Here is a 16,336-nt window from a genome sequence, read left to right as displayed (position 1 = left end):
TGCTGGTCTGGCTGGTCCCGTCCGGACGCTGGTTCTGTCCGGGGGTCTGTCCGAAGGTGTTCCGACCCACTGTAATGCCGCCGAACAGGGCTCCGGCGGGTCGGATTGCGCCCGGTCTTTTCTTTCCGGGGCATTCCGGATCGCTGTTCGGTGGAAAGACGCCCGACCGCGGCCCTTGGTTGCCGAGCGGCCCGGAATTGACCCGCGGCGGATATCCGGCACTCCAATCCCCAATGGTCCAACCAGGCACTTTTCCGAGCAGAGCCGACCAATCAAGATCACTTACGGGTGGCCGCCGGGCGTGTTGTCGGTGGCAGGTGCGAGGATGCCTCCAGTACTGGCCGACGTGCCCGTGTGCGGTGGGGGGAATCACAGCGCGTGTCCCCGTGCCGGGCGCCCAGCGCAGAAGGGACCGCTGACGGCGATGCAGATCCGGCTGACCGTCCTCGGGCCGCGCAGCGGCCAGACCGAGCAGCAAGGCCGCCCCGCGGCGTCGACCGGGGCCGCCGGCGCCTGCGACGTCCTGATCACCGCCCCCGCGGGCACCGCGCTCGCCGCGGTGGCCTCCGGTCTCGCCACCGCCGTGGCGGGCAGCGACGCCCCCCTCGTGCTGTACGCGGGCCCGGAGCGCCTCGACGCCCAGCGCTGCACGCTCGGCGAGCCCCCGCTGATCGACGGGGCGGTGCTCTCGCTGGGCGCCCCCGCCGAGCCGGGGCCCGAACTGACCGGTGCGGCCGCCCAGTTGCACGTGGTGGCGGGTCCCGACGCGGGCGGCGTCCATCTGCTGCACGGCGGCCGCGTCCAGGTCGGCCGCTCCGCCGACGCGGACGTCCCGCTGGACGACCCGGACGTCTCCCGGCTGCACTGCGCGGTCGAGCTCGCCCCGGACGGCCGCGTCACGGTCACGGACCTCGGGTCGACGAACGGCACGTCGGTGGACGGCCGGGAGATCACCGACCGCCCCTCACGGTTCTCCCCCGGCGCCCTGCTGCGCATCGGCGAGTCCGCGCTCCGGCTCACCGACGGCGGCGGCAGCCCGTCCTCCGGCGCGGGCGGCGCGCTCCCCACCGCCCCGGACGGCGAGGGGCACGTGCGCGTGCGGCGCCCCGCAGGGACGACACCGCCCGCCCCCGGCACGGCCGGCCGCCCCCCGGAGAGCGGCCTCACCCACCACGCGTACGGCTCGGCGGGCTGGGGCGCGGCAGGCGGCACCGGCAGCACCGCCGGCGACGCGGCGTACGGCAGCGCGGGGGCGCGCGGGACGTACGACGGGCACGAGGGATACGAAGGGCACCAGGGGCACCAGGGATACGAGGCGTACGGAAATCAGCCACCGCCCGCCGCCCACGGGACGCACGGCGGCCCGGCCGGTGAGGGACCCGTCGTCCCGCAACAGGGCGGTGCCCCCGACGCCGAGCGGACCCGCCTCGGCACGCCCGCGCGGGGCACGTCGGTACCGCCGCGGCTGCGCAGGCGCGGCGGCCTGACGGCGTGGGCCCGGCGCCTGACCGGGGGCCGCGACGGCGGCCAGGGCGACGGCTCGTACGAGGTGTACGACGCGTACGACCAGGACGGATACGAGGGCCCGGACGGGTCCGGCGGCCCGCACGCGGCGTACGGGGACGGCGGCACCGGCGCCGACGGCGGACCGGTTCTGGCGGGCCCCTCCCCGGAGGAGCTCGCCGTGGCCGCCGCCGCGCGTACGCCCGAGTCGTGGCCGGATCCCGCCGCCCTGCTGCTCACCGCGCTCGGCCCCGGCCCCCGCCTCTGGGAGCGCGGCCCCGACCACCCGGAGGCGCTCGCGGTCCGCCTCGGCACGGTCGACCGGACCCTGCCCGCCCCTGAAGGGCCTCGCGGGCTGCTGCCCGCCGTGCCGGTCACGGTCGGCCTGCGGGAGGCCGGTTCGCTGGGCCTCGCCGGGCCCCGGGAGCGGCTGGCCGGACTGGCCAGGGCGGTCGTCGCGCAGCTCGCCGCGCTGCACTCCCCCGACACCCTGGAGATCGTGCTGATCAGCACGGACCGGGCGCGGCCCGTCGCCGAGCGCACCGCCGAGTGGGCCTGGCTCGGCTGGCTCCCCCATCTGCGGCCCACCCACGGCCAGGACTGCCGGCTCCTCCTCGCCCACGACCGCGACCAGGCCGCCGCCCGCACCGACGAGCTGCTCCGCCGCCTCGACGACCACATCGCCGACGGCGGCGCGCACGGCGCGGGCACCGGTGCCCGCACGGTCGTCGTGGTCGACGGCGACCCCGGTTCCGCCGGGCTGCGCGAGGCGGCCGTCCGGCTCGCCGCCGACGGCGCGCGGGCCGGGATCCACGTGGTGTGCCTCGCCGAGACGGCGTCCGCCTCCCCCGCCTCCCCGGTCCTCGACACGTACGAGGCGGCCTGCGCGGTCACCCCGCCCTTCCGCGCGTGCGGCGCCGCCGCGCTGCTCAGCGGCGACGTGGCGACCGCGGTGCGGCTGCTGCGGACGGCCGGAGGGCGCCCCGCGGGGCACGGCACCCTGGCGGCCGTGGACGCCGTCTCCGAAGCCTGGGCCGAGCGGTTCGCGCGGGCGCTCGCCCCGCTCCGTACGGACGGCACGACCGGCGAGGGGCACGCGCGCGTGTCCGCCCCGCTGCCCCAGGCCGCCCGGCTCCTGGACGAACTGGGGCTCGCCAGGGCCACCCCCGCCTCGCTGATGGCCCGCTGGGCGGCGGCGGCCGACGACCCCGACGCACTCGGCGGCCGGGCCCTCGCGGTGCTCGGCGCCGGACCGCGCGGTCCGGTCGTCGCCGATCTCGCCGCCGACGGGCCGCATCTGCTCGCCGAGGGACCCGCGGGCAGCGGGCGCACCGAGCTGCTGCGGTCGGTCGCCGCGTCCCTGGCCGCCGCGGAGCGGCCCGACCGGCTCGGCATCGTGCTCGTCGACGGCCGGGACGGCGCCGGCGCGGGTGCGGCGCGGCAGGGCGGCGGGCTCGGTGTCTGTACGGACCTGCCGCACGTGACCACGCATCTGGTGGCCAACGACCCCGTCCGGATGCGGGAGTTCGCGCAGTCCCTGGCCGCGGAGCTGAAGCGCCGCTCCGAACTGCTCGGCCTGCTCGGGTTCGCCGAGTGGCACACCCAGCGGGAGGTGTCCGGGCGGATGGTGGCCCAGCGCTCCCCTTCGTCGTCGTCGACGTCCGCCGCGGTGGCCGGTGCGGCGTCCGGGTCGGGTGCGGCCGGGGCGGACGTGCCGGGACCGAAGCCGTCCGGGGGGCCGGGAGAGGCGGGCCCGGGATCGGTGGGGCCCGGAGGCATGGGGCCCGGAGGCATGGGGTCCGGAGCCGTGGGGTCCGGCGGCATGGGGTCCGGAGCCGTGGTGCCCGCCCAGGTGTCCGACGGTGACCTCGACGCGCCGTCCAGTTCGACGATGCGGCTGCGGCCCGTCACCGCGCGCCGCAGCGTGCAGCCGGGGCCGCCGCTGCCCCGGCTCGTCGTGCTCGTCGATGACTTCGACGCGCTGCTCTCGCCCGCGCTCGGCTCGCCGGGCCGGCCGGCCGCCGGGTCGGTGGTCCGCGCCCTGGAGGCCGTCGCGCGGGACGGCGAGCGGCTCGGGGTGCACCTCGTGGCGGCGACGGCGAGCGGCGAGCGGGTCCTGGAGACCGAGCTGGGCCAGCGGGCCTCCCTGCGCGTGGCGCTCGACGCGGTGACCGCGGGCCCCGAGGAGCCGGCGCCGGGCCGCGGTGAACTCCGTACGCCCGACGGGCGGGCCACCGCCTTCCAGGCGGGCCGGGTGACGGGACGTATCCCCCGCACGGCCACGCTGCGGCCCACGGTGGTGCCGCTCGAGTGGGAGCGGATGGGCGACCCGCCGGCCCGGCGCCCGGTGCGGGAGCTGGGGAACGGACCGACCGATCTGGCGCTGCTGGCCAGCGCGTTGGAGCGGGCCGCCCGGTCGGTCTCCGCGGATCAGGTGCCGTCCCTGCTGTAGCGGATGGCACCGTCCCCGCCGTAGCGGATCGGGCGCCGCCGCTCCTCGCGGGCGGCGCCTCCCGGCCATGACGCCACGTCACAACGCCATCACGATCGACGAGTTGACAGCGCAGGCCATCTTGCCGCCCCTCCCCGCACGGGCGTAGACCAGACCGCACGGGACTCGCCAGGGAAGAGAACGGGGCAGTGATGCGCAGCACTCTTCGTACACGCAGGGCACCGCTACATCGGCGTACCACCGCCAGAATCGCCTCGGCCGTCGTCGCGGGCGCGCTCGCGTTCACCGTCACCGCCTGCGGCGGGGACGACGACAAGGACGACGGCGCCGACGGCAACAAGGGCGGGGGCAAGGAAAGCGGCTCCTCCGTCCAACTGCCCGAGCTGGACGGGGAGAACATCTCGGTGGCCGCCGTCTGGGGCGGCGCGGAGCGCAAGGTCTTCCTGAAGGTTCTCGACGAGTTCGAGAAGCGGACGGGCGCCAAGGTCTCCTTCGTGCCCGCACAGGACCCCATCATCAGCTTCCTGGAGTCGAAGGTGGCGGGCGGGCAGCCGCCGGACGTCGCGATGCTGCCGCAGGTCGGCGCGATCGAGCAGGCCGTGGCGAACAAGTGGGCCAAGCCGGTCGGCCCCGAGGCGCAGAAGCAGCTCGACAAGAACTACGCCAAGGGCTGGCGGGACCTCGGGTCCGTCGACGGCAAGCAGTACGGCGTGTACTTCAAGGCCGCCAACAAGTCGCTGGTCTGGTACAACACCCGGGTCTTCGAGAACGCGGGCGTGAGCGCGCCCAAGACCTGGGACGACTTCATGAAGACCGCGCAGACCGTCTACGACTCCGGGGTGCCGCCGGTGTCGGTGGCGGGCGCCGAGGCGTGGACGCTCACCGACTGGTTCGAGAACATCTACCTCTCGCAGGCGGGTCCCGAGAAGTACGACCAGCTGGCCGCCCACAAGATCAAGTGGACGGATCCGTCGGTCGAGAAGGCGCTGACCACCCTCGGTGAGCTGTTCGGGAAGAAGGGCTTCGTGGCGGGCGGCGCGAGCGGCGCGCTGCAGACCGAGTTCCCCGCCTCGGTGAAGCAGACGTTCCGGGGCGGCGACCAGCCCAAGGCCGGCATGGTCTTCGAGGGCGACATGGTCTCCCTGGCGATCTCGGAGACCAAGGCCGAGGTGGGCACGGACGCCAAGGTGTTCCCCTTCCCCGCGGTCGGCGAGGAGTCCCCGGCCGTGGTCGGCGGTGACGCAGCGGTGGCGCTGAAGGACACCAAGGGCGCGCAGGCGCTCCTGACGTTCCTCGGTTCGCCGGACTCCGCGAAGATCTGGGCCGAGGCGGGCGGTTTCATCTCGCCCAACAAGAGCCTGGACCTGTCCGCGTACCCGAACGATGTGCAGCGGGGCATCGCCAAGGCGCTGATCGAGGCCGGTGACGACATCCGCTTCGACATGTCGGACCAGGCCCCGCAGTCCTTCGGCGGCACGCCGGGCAAGGGCGAGTGGAAGGCGCTGCAGGACTTCCTGAAGGACCCGAAGAACGTGGCGGGCACGCAGAAGGTGCTGGAGACGGCCGCCGCCAAGGCGTACAAGGACTGACGCGGTGGCGTCCGCGAACGCCGGGGGCACCGCCAAGGTGGCGCCCCCGGTCACGACCTCGCGCAAGAGTGTGACGGGCACCCGCAAGAGCGTGGCGGTGCTGTTCCTGCTGCCCGCCCTGGTGCTGCTCGGCGCGCTCGTCCTCTACCCCATCGGGTACTCGCTGTTCCGCAGCTTCTTCGACGACTCCGGCGACTTCACCGGCTTCGGCAACTACGAGACGATGTTCACCGATGACGGCATCCGCACCGCCATCAAGAACAACGCGATCTGGCTGGTCGTGGCGCCCACCGTGGCGACGGCGCTCGGCCTGATCTTCGCCGTCCTGACCGAACGGGTGCGCTGGGGCACGGCGTTCAAGCTCGTCATCTTCATGCCGATGGCGATCTCGATGCTGGCCGCGGGCATCATCTTCCGGCTCGTGTACGAGTCCGACCCCGACCGGGGCGTGGCCAACGCGGTGGCGGTGAGCGTGCACGACACGTTCGCGGAGGCGTCGGCGTTCCCGCAGGCGCATCCGGCCATGAACTCGCCGCTGAAGTCGGCGGGCGGCGGGGCGTTCGTCACCAAGGAGCCGGTGCGGGCGGGCACGCCGGTGGCGCTGCCGCTGACCGGTGTGCCGCCGGGCGAGATGCCGGGCGACGCGAAGTCCGCGGCGCCCGCCGCGGCCGACCCCGCCAAGGTGACCGGCACGGCCTGGCAGGACTTCACGCGCGGCAAGGGCCGGGGCAAGCCGAACGCCCCCGACGCCGCCGAGTTCGGCTACGCGGGCATCACGATCGAGGCGGTGAAGAACGGCGACGTGGTGGCGTCGACGAAGGCGTCGGCCGACGGCACGTTCACGCTGCCGAAGGAGGCCGACGGGGCACTGCTGCGCTTCCCCGAGTCCAACTTCCGGGAGGCCTACAACGGCGTGGAGTGGCTCGGCCCGAACCTGATCACGCCCGCGATCATCGGCTCCTACCTGTGGATGTGGGCGGGGTTCGCGATGGTCCTGATCGCGGCGGGGCTCGCCAGCGTGCCGCGTGAACTCCTGGAGGCGGCGCGCGTGGACGGCGCCAACGAGTGGCAGGTGTTCCGCCGGGTGACGGTGCCGCTGCTCGCCCCGGTCCTCGCGGTGGTCCTGGTCACGCTCATGATCAACGTACTGAAGATCTTCGACCTGGTGTACGTGATCCCGCCGGGCTCCTCGAAGGACGAGGCGAACGTGCTGGCGGTGCAGTTGTACAACTCGGCGTTCGGCGACCAGGACGCGGGCGTCGCGAGCGCGATCGCCGTGCTGCTCTTCCTGCTCGTGATCCCCGTGATGCTGTTCAACATTCGGCGGATGAGGCGGGAGGCTCGGCGATGACTGTGCCTACCGAGATCGTCAAGGCCAAGCAGTCCCTGGGCGGGCGGATCGCCGGGGCCCTGGGCGGCACCGCGCTGCGCGTCTTCCTGGTGCTGGTCGGCCTGTTCTGGCTGGTGCCGACCATCGGCCTGCTGATCGGCTCGCTGCGCACGCCCGCCGACATGAGCGAGAGCGGCTGGTGGAAGGTCTTCGGCGCGCCCTCGCAGATGACGTTCGACAACTACTCCACCCTGCTCAAGGACGAGACGATCACCGACTCGATCCTGTCCAGCGTCATGATCACCGTCCCGGCGACGCTGCTGGTGGTGGTGATCGGCGCGCTGGCCGGATACGCCTTCGCGTGGATGGACTTCCCGGGCCGCGACTGGTGGTTCATCGGCGTGGTGGGGCTGCTCGTGGTCCCCGTACAGGTGGCGCTGTTGCCGGTGTCGAAGCTCTTCGGCGAGATCGGGATCTTCGAGACCACCATCGGCGTGGTCGTCTTCCACGTGGCCTTCGGGCTGCCGTTCGCGATCTTCCTGCTGCGCAACTTCTTCGCGGAGATCCCGCGCGAACTCCTGGAGGCGGCGCGGCTGGACGGCGCGGGCGAACTCCGGCTCTTCCTGCGGGTCGTGATGCCGCTGGGGGCGCCCGCCATCGCCTCGCTCGGCATCTTCCAGTTCCTCTGGGTCTGGAACGACATGCTGATCGCGCTGATCTTCGCGGACTCGGAGAACCCGCCGATCACGGTGGCGCTCCAGCAGCAGGTGCGGTTCTTCGGCGACAACGTGCAGATCCTGGCGCCCGGCGCGTTCATCTCGATGGTGATCCCGCTGGCCGTCTTCTTCGCGTTCCAGCGGCAGTTCGTCTCCGGCGTGATGGCGGGAGCGGTGAAGTAGCGACGTCGCGGATGAAGTGGCCGTCCACGGCGGCTGATCGAAGGGGCGGCTCCCCGGCGGGCCGCCCCTTCCCCCGTCTGCCGCACCGCCCGTAACCGACGCGCGCCGTCCGGCGTTCTCGGGCCGTCCGCCCGCGCCGACCCATGGATGTGCCGTGCCCCGGTTCAGTGTCATCGTTCCCGTGTACCAGGCGCAGGCCTGGCTGCACGCGTGTCTGGAGTCCGTGCTGGCGCAGTCCTTCACCGACCTCGAACTGATCGTGGTCGACGACTGCTCGCCGGACGGGTGCGGCGCGATCGTCGAGGAGTTCGCCGGGCGGGACCCGCGCGTGACGTCCGTCCGCCTCCCCCGTCACTCCGGCCCCGGCCCGGCCCGCACCGCGGGCATGGAGCGCGCCACCGGCGACTACCTGGTCTTCCTCGACGGCGACGACACCCTGGCCGCCGGCGCCCTGTACGCGCTCTCCGACCGCGCCAAGGAGACCGGCGAGCCGGACGTCCTGCTCTACGACCACATGCGCGCGCACTGGTCGGGCGGGACCGAACGCGATCCGCACGCGCGCCACCTCACCGAGGAGGGCACCGCCCCCTTCCGCCTCGCCGACCGGCCGGGGCTGCTGGAGCTGCGGCCCGCCGTCTGGAACAAGGCCTGCCGCCGCGACTTCGTGACGCGCGCCGGCCTCACCCTCCCCTCCGGGTTGTACGAGGGCGTCGCCTGGACGTACCCGGTCCTGATGGCGGCGGGCTCCCTCGCCACCCTCGACCGGGTCTGCGTGCACCACCGGCTGCGCCGGCACGGCGCCGCCCTGGACGCCACCACCCGCCGCCACTTCGACGTCTTCGAGCAGTACGACCGGGTCTTCGCCTTCCTCGACGCGCACCCGGAGCTGTCCGCCGCCTGGCGGCCGGCCCTGTTCCGGCAGCTGGTCGGCCACGTCGCGGAGGTCTTCGCCCTGCCGGGACGGCTGCCGCGCGACGCGCGCGCCGCGTTCCTGCGCACGGCCCGCGCCCGCTGCCGCCGCCACCGCGCCCCGGGCGTCCGTCCGCCGGCCGGCGCCCGGGTGCGGCACGCCCTGGTGCGGCTCGGCGCCCACCGCACGTACCGCTGCCTCCTGGCGGCGACGCGGCTGCGCGGGCGCGCCGGACGGGTCGCGCGCCGGGTGCGACGCGGGGTGAAGGGCGCCCTGCTCCGGCTGCACTACCGCGTGCAGTCGTGGCTGCCGGTGCGCGAGAAGGACGCGGTGTTCGCCGCGTACGGGGGACGGGGGCACGGCTGCCACCCGGGGGCGCTGGAGACCGCGATGCGCGAGCTCGTGCCGGGGATCAGGACCGCGTGGATCGCCCACCCCCGCCACCACCACACGATTCCGACCGGGACGCGCAGGCTGCGGCCCGGCACCGCCGCGTACTGGAGCGCCCTCGCCCGCTCCAAGTACCTGGTGAACAACGCCGACTTCGACCGCGGACTGGTCAAGCGTCCCGGCCAGGTCTTCGTGCAGACCCAGCACGGCACCCCCCTCAAGCACATGGGCCTGGACCTGCGGGAGCGCCCGGCGGCGGCGCGCGACACGGATTTCGACGCCTTGCTGAGGGACGCCGACCAGTGGGACTACGTGGTGTCGGCCAACCGCCACTCGACGCTGGTGTGGGAACGGGTGTTCCCCGCCGGGTACACGACCCTGGAGTACGGCTCTCCCCGCAGCGACCGCTTCCAGCGCGCGACGCCGGCCGAGGTCACCCGGTTGCGGGCGAGCCTCGGCATCCCGCACGGCGCCGTCGCCGTGCTGTACGCGCCGACCCACCGCGACCATCTGCGCGGCCAGCGGCACGCCCTCGACCTGGAGCGGATGCTGCACGCGCTGGGCCCGCGCTTCGTGCTCCTGACCCGCGCGCACCACCGCTACGACGCGCCGCTGACCACCGGCGAGCCGACGGGCCGGCTCATCGACGTGTCGGACCACCCGAGCGTCGAGTCGCTCTGCCTCGCCTCCGACGCGCTGGTCACCGACTACTCGTCCCTGATGTTCGACTACGCGGGCCTCGACCGGCCGATCGTGCTGCACGTCGACGACTGGGAGGCCTACGAGGCGGCCCGCGGCACCTACTTCGACGTGCGGGAGTTCCCGCCGGGCGCGGTCGCGCGCAGCCAGGACGAGCTGACCGACATCTTCGTCACCGGGCACTGGGCGGGCTCCCGCTCGGCGCAGCTGCGGCGGGCGTTCCGCGAGCGGTTCTGCGCGTACGACGACGGGGGCGCGGCGGAGCGCGTCGTACGCCATGTGGTGCTCGGTGAGACGGGTGGGCTGCCGGCCGTGGTGCCGCCGGCCGAGCGGTATCCGGCGCCCGCGGTCGGGCCCCGGCCCGACCGGGTGCCGTACCAGGGCCTCCAGCGTTCCCCGCAGCGGTGAGCCGCGCCGAGCGGCGGGCCTGAGCCGTGCTGCGAGCAGGCCTCGAGGGCGGGTCCGCGAAGGGGGCCGGGGGCGGGCCCGGGGGCGGGTCCGCGAAGGGGTCCGGGGGCGGGTCCGGCGAGAATGGCGTAGCAGCGCGAGAGCTCCCGGGCGCGAGCGGTCAAAGTGGACAGATGCACCAGATGTGGTTCACTCCGCCCCGCCGCCCCGGACCACCGCCGCCCCCCTTCGTCCGGCGGCTGCGCGCCACCGCGCGAAGCTCACGTTTCCGGCTGGAGAGAGCCGTGGCGGGGCGGGTGCGCGGCGAGGTCTCAGGGCGGGTGCGCGGCGAGGCCTCAGGGCGGGTGCGCGGCGCCGGGGCCGGGCGGGACCGGCCGCCGCTCCCGTCCCCGCTCCTGACCCCCGTGCACCTCTCCCTGCGCGACAGCCGCACGCTCAACGTCGCCCTCGCCGCCGACGCCGTCCTCGACGGGCCCGGCCGCGCCCGGCTGCTGCTCACCCGCGGCCGCCGCAGGATCACCGTCCCCCTCGTCCACGAGCCGCACACCGGCGGCACGCCGCTGCTCACCGCCACGGCCACCCTGCGCGACCTGCGGGACGGCGTGTGGCGGCTCACGGTCGAGGCGCGGGACGCCGGAGGGCGGGTGCGGCGCGCCGGGCTCACCACCGCCGAGACCGGTGCGCCGCCCGCGACGCCGACCGCGCCGCACGCGCCCGACCCGCTGACCGGCACCCTGGTGCGGGTGGTGCGGAGCCGCACCGGGCGGGCCGTGCTGCAGGCGACGCGGTCGTTGCCGCGCGCGGAGCTGGTGCGGTTCGTGCCGGCCGCCGACGGCATCACGGTGCACGGGCGGCTCGTCGCGGGCGTCGCGGGCTCCAGGGGCGCCGCGGGCTCCGGGGCGGGGCGGGCGCACGCCGTGCGGCGGCGCGACGGTGTCGTCGTACCGGCCGAAGTGGCCTGGCGGGGCGCGGAGTTCACGCTGCGGGTGCCGCTCGGGGCGATGGCCGGGGCGGGGGCCGGGCAGTGGGTGTGGGACTTCCGGGTGGGGCCGCATCCGCTGGGCCGGTGGCTGTCCGACGTGCGCGATCCGTCCGCCGCCTACCCCACCCCCTTCCGCGTCTTCGCGCTGCCCGGCGGCGAACTGGTGCGCGCCCACGCCCACTTCACCGCGTCCGGCGCCTTCGCGGTCACGTGCTGGGACATCACCGCCGTCACGGAGGAGAGCTCATGAAGATCACGTATCTGCTCGGCTGGGGCGACGAGATGGGCGGCACCGAGCTCGCCACGTACACCCAGGCCAGGCACCTCGCCGAGCGCCCCGGCGTCGAGGTCGAGGTCGTCTCGGTCTTCCGGACCCGCGCCGAGCCGTTCTTCGCCGAGGCCCGCGACCTGCCCGTACGGCATCTGGTGGACCGCACCGTCACGCCCGAACGGCCGGTGCGCGCGAGCGAGTTGGACGACGCCGCGTGCCGCACCCTCGCCGCGCTGCCCAGCGAGCTGATCAAGCCGGCCTGGGAGGACGCCTTCGACCGGCTCTCCGACATCGAGATGACCGCCGCGCTCGGCACCCTCGACACCGACGTGCTCGTCACCACCACCCCGGCGCTGCTCGCCGCCGCCGTGGCGCTGGTGCCCGCCCGGGTCGTCACCGTCCACCAGGAGCACCGGCCCACCCAGCGGCGCGGCCCCTCCGGCGAACCGCTGCTGCTGCACGCGCCGCGCCTGGACGCCCTCGTCACGCTGACCGGGCGCACCCGCGACTGGATCGCCGAGTCGCTGGGCGCCACCGCCCCCGAGCTCGCCGTCATCCCCAACGCCGTGCCCGACGGCTTCCGGCCGCGCGCGGACGGCGAGGGCAAGGTCATCGTGATGGCGGCGCGGCTGACCGGCGAGAAGCGCGTGGACCACGCCGTACGGGCGTTCGCCGAGGTCGCCGACGCGCACCCGGAGTGGACGCTGCGGATCTTCGGCAGCGGCCACCGCGAACGCCATCTGCGCCGCCTGGTCGACGGGTTCGGCCTGCACGACCGGGTCGAGCTCCTCGGCCCCTGCCAGGACATGGCCGCCGAGTGGGCCAAGGCCGGGCTGAGCCTGATGACCGCAGGGCACAACGAGGCGTTCCCGCTGGTGCTGCTCGAAGCGCTGGCCGCCGGGGTGCCCGTCGTCGCGTACGACGTGCTGACCGGGCCCGCCGAGATCGTCCGGCACCGCGTCGACGGGCTGCTCGTGCCGCCCGGCGAGGTCGGGGAACTCGCCGTCGCCATGGACGAGTTGATGAGCGACGACGCGCTGCGCCGCGGTTTCGCGCGGGCCGCCCGCGAGGGGGTGTACGCCCGCTTCTCCTCGGCGGACGTCACCGCACGCTGGGAGGAGCTGTACACCCGGCTCGTGGCGGGCCGCGACCGGCCGGAGCGGCTCCGGGACCGGGCCGACCGGGTGGCGCTCGGCGTCGCGTCCGGCGGCAGCGGCTTCAGGCCCACCGCCCCGCACACCTTCGACGCGGCGGCCGGGGCGGACGAGCACGCCCGCGAGGACGAGATCCTCGCCGCCGACACCACCGGCCGGCTCATCCGCTCGGTGGGCCGGCTCGCCGAGCGGCGCGACGACGTCCTCGCGCCGCGCATGGCCGACTGGAACCTGGAGATCACCGCGGCCGCGCTGGCGGCCCAGGACGTCCCGTACGTCCTCGTGCGCACCCAGGGCGGCACCGCCCACACCCTGGCGGTGGCCGAGGACGACCGCGGCCGTGCGCTGAAGGCGCTGGCCGGGGCGCTGCGCGGGCAGCCCGTCTACGCCGAGCTGGTCAACCCGCGCGACGCGCCGCCGGGCACGGTGCTCGCCGAACGGCTCGACACCATCGGGGAGCTCGCGGGCGTCAAGGTCTTCAAGCCGGTCACCACGACCACGCTGTCCCTGCGGCACGGCGCGGGGCTCGCCTGCACGGTGGCGTTCTGGACGCGGACGGCCGAGGGCACCCTGCACGCCCCGTTCGGCTCGACGCTCGCCGGTGTGGAGCTGCCCTCGCTCACCCCGACGGCGACCCTGCGCGTGGCCGACCGCGACTACCCGACCCTCGACGTGTTCACCCGACTCCTGGTCAAGGACGTCGACTTCCCCATCGACGCGGTCTACACCTGGGTCGACGACTCCGACCCCGAGTGGCGCGCCCGGCGCGACGCGGCGCGCGGCGGCGGTGACACCTCCGCCGACGACGGCGCGGTGCGCTTCCGCAACCGCGACGAACTCCGCTTCAGCCTGCGGTCGCTGGCGATGTACGCGCCGTGGATCCGGCATGTGTACCTCGTCACGGCCGGCCAGGTCCCGTCCTGGCTCGACCGGGACCACCCGGGCGTGACGGTCGTCGACCACCGCGATCTGTTCGCCGACCCGGACGCGTGTCTGCCGACGTTCAACTCGCACTCCATCGAGTCCCAACTGCACCGCATCGAGGGCCTGTCGGAGCACTTCCTCTACTTCAACGACGACATGTTCCTGGGCCGCCCCACCACTCCGGACACCTTCTTTCTCGGCAACGGGCTCGCCCGCTTCTTCTGGTCGTCGGCGTCCGTGCCCGCGCTGCCGGTCGGCGACGGGGACGAGGGGTATCTCGCGGCGGCGAAGAACAACCGCGAGCTGCTGCGCGGCGCGTTCGGCAGGACGACGACGCACAGCTTCTTCCACGTCCCGTACGCGCTGCGGCGCAGCATCCTGGCGGAGATCACCGAGCGCTTCCCCGACGAGCTGGCGGCCACGGCCCGCAGCCGGTTCCGCTCGCGCGCCGACATCGCGCTCGTCTCGTCGCTGCACCAGCACTACGCGTACCTCACCGGCCGGGCCGTGCCCGGCTCCATCGCGTACGACTTCGTGGACATCGGCGACCGCGCCGACCACGCGCGGCTCGGGCGGCTGCTGCAGAACCGCGACCGGACGGCGTTCTGCATCGGGGAGTCCCCGGACGGCGGGGTCACGGACGAGGAGATGGCGCTGGCCATCCGGTCGTTCCTGACGGCGTACTTCCCGGTGCGCTCGCCCTACGAGCTGCGCGAGCCGGCCGCCGCGGGCTGACCGGCGCCGAGGAAGAGCCGCCGGACCACGCGTTCGGCGGCCTTCCCGTCGTCGAAGGGGCAGAAGCGGTCCCGGAACGCCGACCGCAGCGCCGCCGTCTCCTCGGTGTCCCAGCCGCCGAGCCGGAACAGTCCGGCCAGCTCGTCCTCGGTGGTGGCCACCGCCCCCGGGGTCTCGCCGGGGCGGCCGGAGAGCAGGTCGAAGTAGGTGCCGCGGGCCAGCCGGTAGGCCTGCCAGTCGGGGGCGTACGTGACGATCGGGCGGTCCAGGCAGGCGTAGTCGAACATCAGCGACGAGTAGTCCGTGACGAGCGCGTCGGCGGCCAGGCAGAGCTCCTCCACGCGCGGGTGCCCGGTGACGTCGACGAGCTGCGGGTGGCTCTCCAGGCCCGCGTCGGCGCCGTAGAAGTAGTGGGCGCGCACCAGCACGACGAAGCCGGGGCCGAGCCGTTCGGCGAAGCGCCGCAGGTCCAGGCGGGGCAGGAAGCCCTTCTGGTAGTCGCGGTGGGTGGGCGCGTACAGGAGCACGGTCCGGCCGTCGTCGACGCCCAACTGGGTGCGGATGCGCGCCACTTCGTCCTCGCCCGCCGAGAAGTACACGTCGTTGCGCGGATAGCCGGCCTCCAGGGCGCGGTAGGACCCGGACGGGTAGACGCGCTCCCAGACCTCCGTGGAGTGCGGGTTGGAGGAGAGGCTGAAGTCCCACTGATCGGTGTGGTCGAGGACCTTCTGGAAGCTGATGCCGTGCGTGCCGGCCGGGTAGCGGCGCTGGTCCAGGCCCATCGTCTTCAGCGGCGTGCCGTGGTGGGTCTGGAGGTAGACCTGGCCGGGGCGCTTGGTGAAGCCGCCGGGGAAGCTGGAGTTGTTGACCAGGTAGGTGGCGGTGGCCATGGTCTGCCAGTAGCGCCGGGAGCCCTCGATGACGTACTCGACGCCGGGCGGCACCCGGTGCCGGTTGCGGCTGGAGACCACCCACACGCCCCGGATGTGCGGGGCGAGTTCGCGGGCCTTGGCGTGGATGGCGGCCGGGTTGCAGGAGACGCCGCGGTTCCAGTAGGCGCCGTAGACCGCCAGGTGCGGGTCGAGGGCGCGGCGCAGGTCGCCCCGGTAGGCGGCGCGCATGGCGCGGGCCCGCAGCTTCTTCTTCTGCCGCTTCAGCTGCCGGGTGACGCGCAGGCGCCGCGTCTCGGCCTTCCGCAGCCGCTCGTACGCGGTGTACGAGCCGGCCGCGAGCGTCTTCTCCTCGGCGGTGCGGGGCGCGGTGTCCGGCGGGGCGTACGCGCGGTACAGGCCGGCGGCCGCGCGGAAGAAGTCGGGCCGGTCGCGCTCCTGGATGCGGCCGGGGTCGGTGAGGACGGCCAGGAGGTGGGCGGCGGCGGGCGGCAGCAGCCGGGCGCGCTCCTCGGGTGCGGCGGCGGCGAGCAGTTGCTCGTACCGCTCGACGACGGCGAAGTGCGCGCGGCCCGGCGTCGTGGCGAAGCTGCCGGCGCGGCGCTCGCGCCAGCGCACGCACGGCCGGTCGAGGACGGCGAGCCGCTCGCCCGCGCGCAGCGTCGCGGTCTGCACCGGCACCACGTCCTCGTACGCCCCGTCGGTGAAGGCGAGCCGCTGCTCGTGCCAGAAGCCGCGCCGGAAGAAGCGGTTCCAGGCGGCCGGGGTGACGGCCAGCGGATCGCCGGTGAGGTCGTCGCCGCCGGGGCGTACGTGCTCCCACCAGTCGACGCGGTCGTGCGCGCAGAGCAGCACGTCCGGTTCGCCCGCTGCCGTGAGCGCGGCGTCGGCGGCGGCCAGTGCGCCCGGCAGGAGCAGGTCGTCGCCGTCGAGGAAGAGGAGGTGGTCGCCGGTGGCGCGGTCGGCGCCGATGTTGCGGGCGGGGCCGGGGCCCGCGCGGTCGGGGACGCGCACGACCCGGGCGCGCGGGTCCCGTTCCGCGTACTCCGCGGCGATCGCGGCGCAGCCGTCCGGCGACGCGTCGTCGACCACGACGAGTTCCAGGTCGCCGAAGGACTGGGTGAGCACCGAGTCCAGGCACGCGCGCAGATATCCCTGGACGCGACGGGCGGGGACGACTACCGAGAAGCGCGTCATGGG

At 74.6% G+C, this 16,336-nt stretch carries 8 protein-coding genes; 7 read left to right on the top strand and 1 reads right to left on the bottom strand.

Going from position 1 to position 16,336, the window contains the following annotated elements:
• Positions 1-424: 424 nt before the first annotated feature.
• The 7 genes from ACZ6CV_RS22410 to ACZ6CV_RS22380 all read left to right on the top strand — a co-directional run bounded on the left by ACZ6CV_RS22410 (position 425) and on the right by ACZ6CV_RS22380 (position 14,246).
• Entirely contained in the window at positions 425-3,955 is a 3,531-nt protein-coding gene (locus ACZ6CV_RS22410) for an FHA domain-containing protein (RefSeq protein WP_469252518.1), read from the top strand.
• 191 nt (positions 3,956-4,146) lie between these two features.
• Positions 4,147-5,544: an ABC transporter substrate-binding protein gene (locus ACZ6CV_RS22405; RefSeq protein ID WP_469252517.1), complete on the top strand. Its 1,398-nt coding sequence runs from the start codon at positions 4,147-4,149 to the stop codon at positions 5,542-5,544.
• Positions 5,545-5,614: 70 nt separating this feature from the next.
• The gene (locus ACZ6CV_RS22400) at positions 5,615-6,895 is read left to right on the top strand and encodes a carbohydrate ABC transporter permease (protein WP_469252738.1); all 1,281 of its coding nucleotides are present in this window, start codon (positions 5,615-5,617) and stop codon (positions 6,893-6,895) included.
• Positions 6,892-7,773, top strand: coding sequence for a carbohydrate ABC transporter permease (locus ACZ6CV_RS22395; RefSeq protein ID WP_469252516.1), 882 nt, complete (start codon positions 6,892-6,894; stop codon positions 7,771-7,773). The genes ACZ6CV_RS22400 and ACZ6CV_RS22395 overlap by 4 nt, the downstream gene beginning before the upstream one ends.
• 154 nt (positions 7,774-7,927) lie before the next feature.
• Entirely contained in the window at positions 7,928-10,180 is a 2,253-nt protein-coding gene (locus tag ACZ6CV_RS22390) for a bifunctional glycosyltransferase/CDP-glycerol:glycerophosphate glycerophosphotransferase (protein ID WP_469252515.1), read from the top strand.
• A 173-nt stretch (positions 10,181-10,353) separates the two neighbouring features.
• Positions 10,354-11,412, top strand: coding sequence for a hypothetical protein (locus tag ACZ6CV_RS22385; protein ID WP_469252514.1), 1,059 nt, complete (start codon positions 10,354-10,356; stop codon positions 11,410-11,412).
• Positions 11,409-14,246: a stealth conserved region 3 domain-containing protein gene (locus ACZ6CV_RS22380; RefSeq protein WP_469252513.1), complete on the top strand. Its 2,838-nt coding sequence runs from the start codon at positions 11,409-11,411 to the stop codon at positions 14,244-14,246. The genes ACZ6CV_RS22385 and ACZ6CV_RS22380 overlap by 4 nt, the downstream gene beginning before the upstream one ends.
• Here the strand turns inward: ACZ6CV_RS22380 and ACZ6CV_RS22375 are convergent.
• Complete coding sequence (locus ACZ6CV_RS22375; protein WP_469252512.1) at positions 14,213-16,333, bottom strand: bifunctional glycosyltransferase/CDP-glycerol:glycerophosphate glycerophosphotransferase; 2,121 nt, start codon at positions 16,331-16,333, stop codon at positions 14,213-14,215. The two genes, ACZ6CV_RS22380 and ACZ6CV_RS22375, sit on opposite strands and share 34 nt — an antisense overlap.
• Between the last annotated feature and the right edge of the window lie 3 nt (positions 16,334-16,336).

The organism is Streptomyces sp. NPDC041713, assembly GCF_055591085.1.
The sequence above is the reverse complement of the archived record's forward strand: the minus strand, read 5'-3'. Positions and strand labels throughout refer to the sequence as shown.

Excerpts from the sequence above, each read along its gene's own strand:
- ACZ6CV_RS22405 (WP_469252517.1), top strand. The coding sequence starts at position 4,147 with ATGCGCAGCACTCTTCGTACACGCAGGGCACCGCTACATCGGCGTACC.
- ACZ6CV_RS22385 (WP_469252514.1), top strand. The coding sequence starts at position 10,354 with ATGCACCAGATGTGGTTCACTCCGCCCCGCCGCCCCGGACCACCGCCG.
- ACZ6CV_RS22380 (WP_469252513.1), top strand. The coding sequence starts at position 11,409 with ATGAAGATCACGTATCTGCTCGGCTGGGGCGACGAGATGGGCGGCACC.
- ACZ6CV_RS22395 (WP_469252516.1), top strand. The coding sequence starts at position 6,892 with ATGACTGTGCCTACCGAGATCGTCAAGGCCAAGCAGTCCCTGGGCGGG.
- ACZ6CV_RS22375 (WP_469252512.1), bottom strand. The coding sequence starts at position 16,333 with ATGACGCGCTTCTCGGTAGTCGTCCCCGCCCGTCGCGTCCAGGGATAT.
- ACZ6CV_RS22410 (WP_469252518.1), top strand. The coding sequence starts at position 425 with ATGCAGATCCGGCTGACCGTCCTCGGGCCGCGCAGCGGCCAGACCGAG.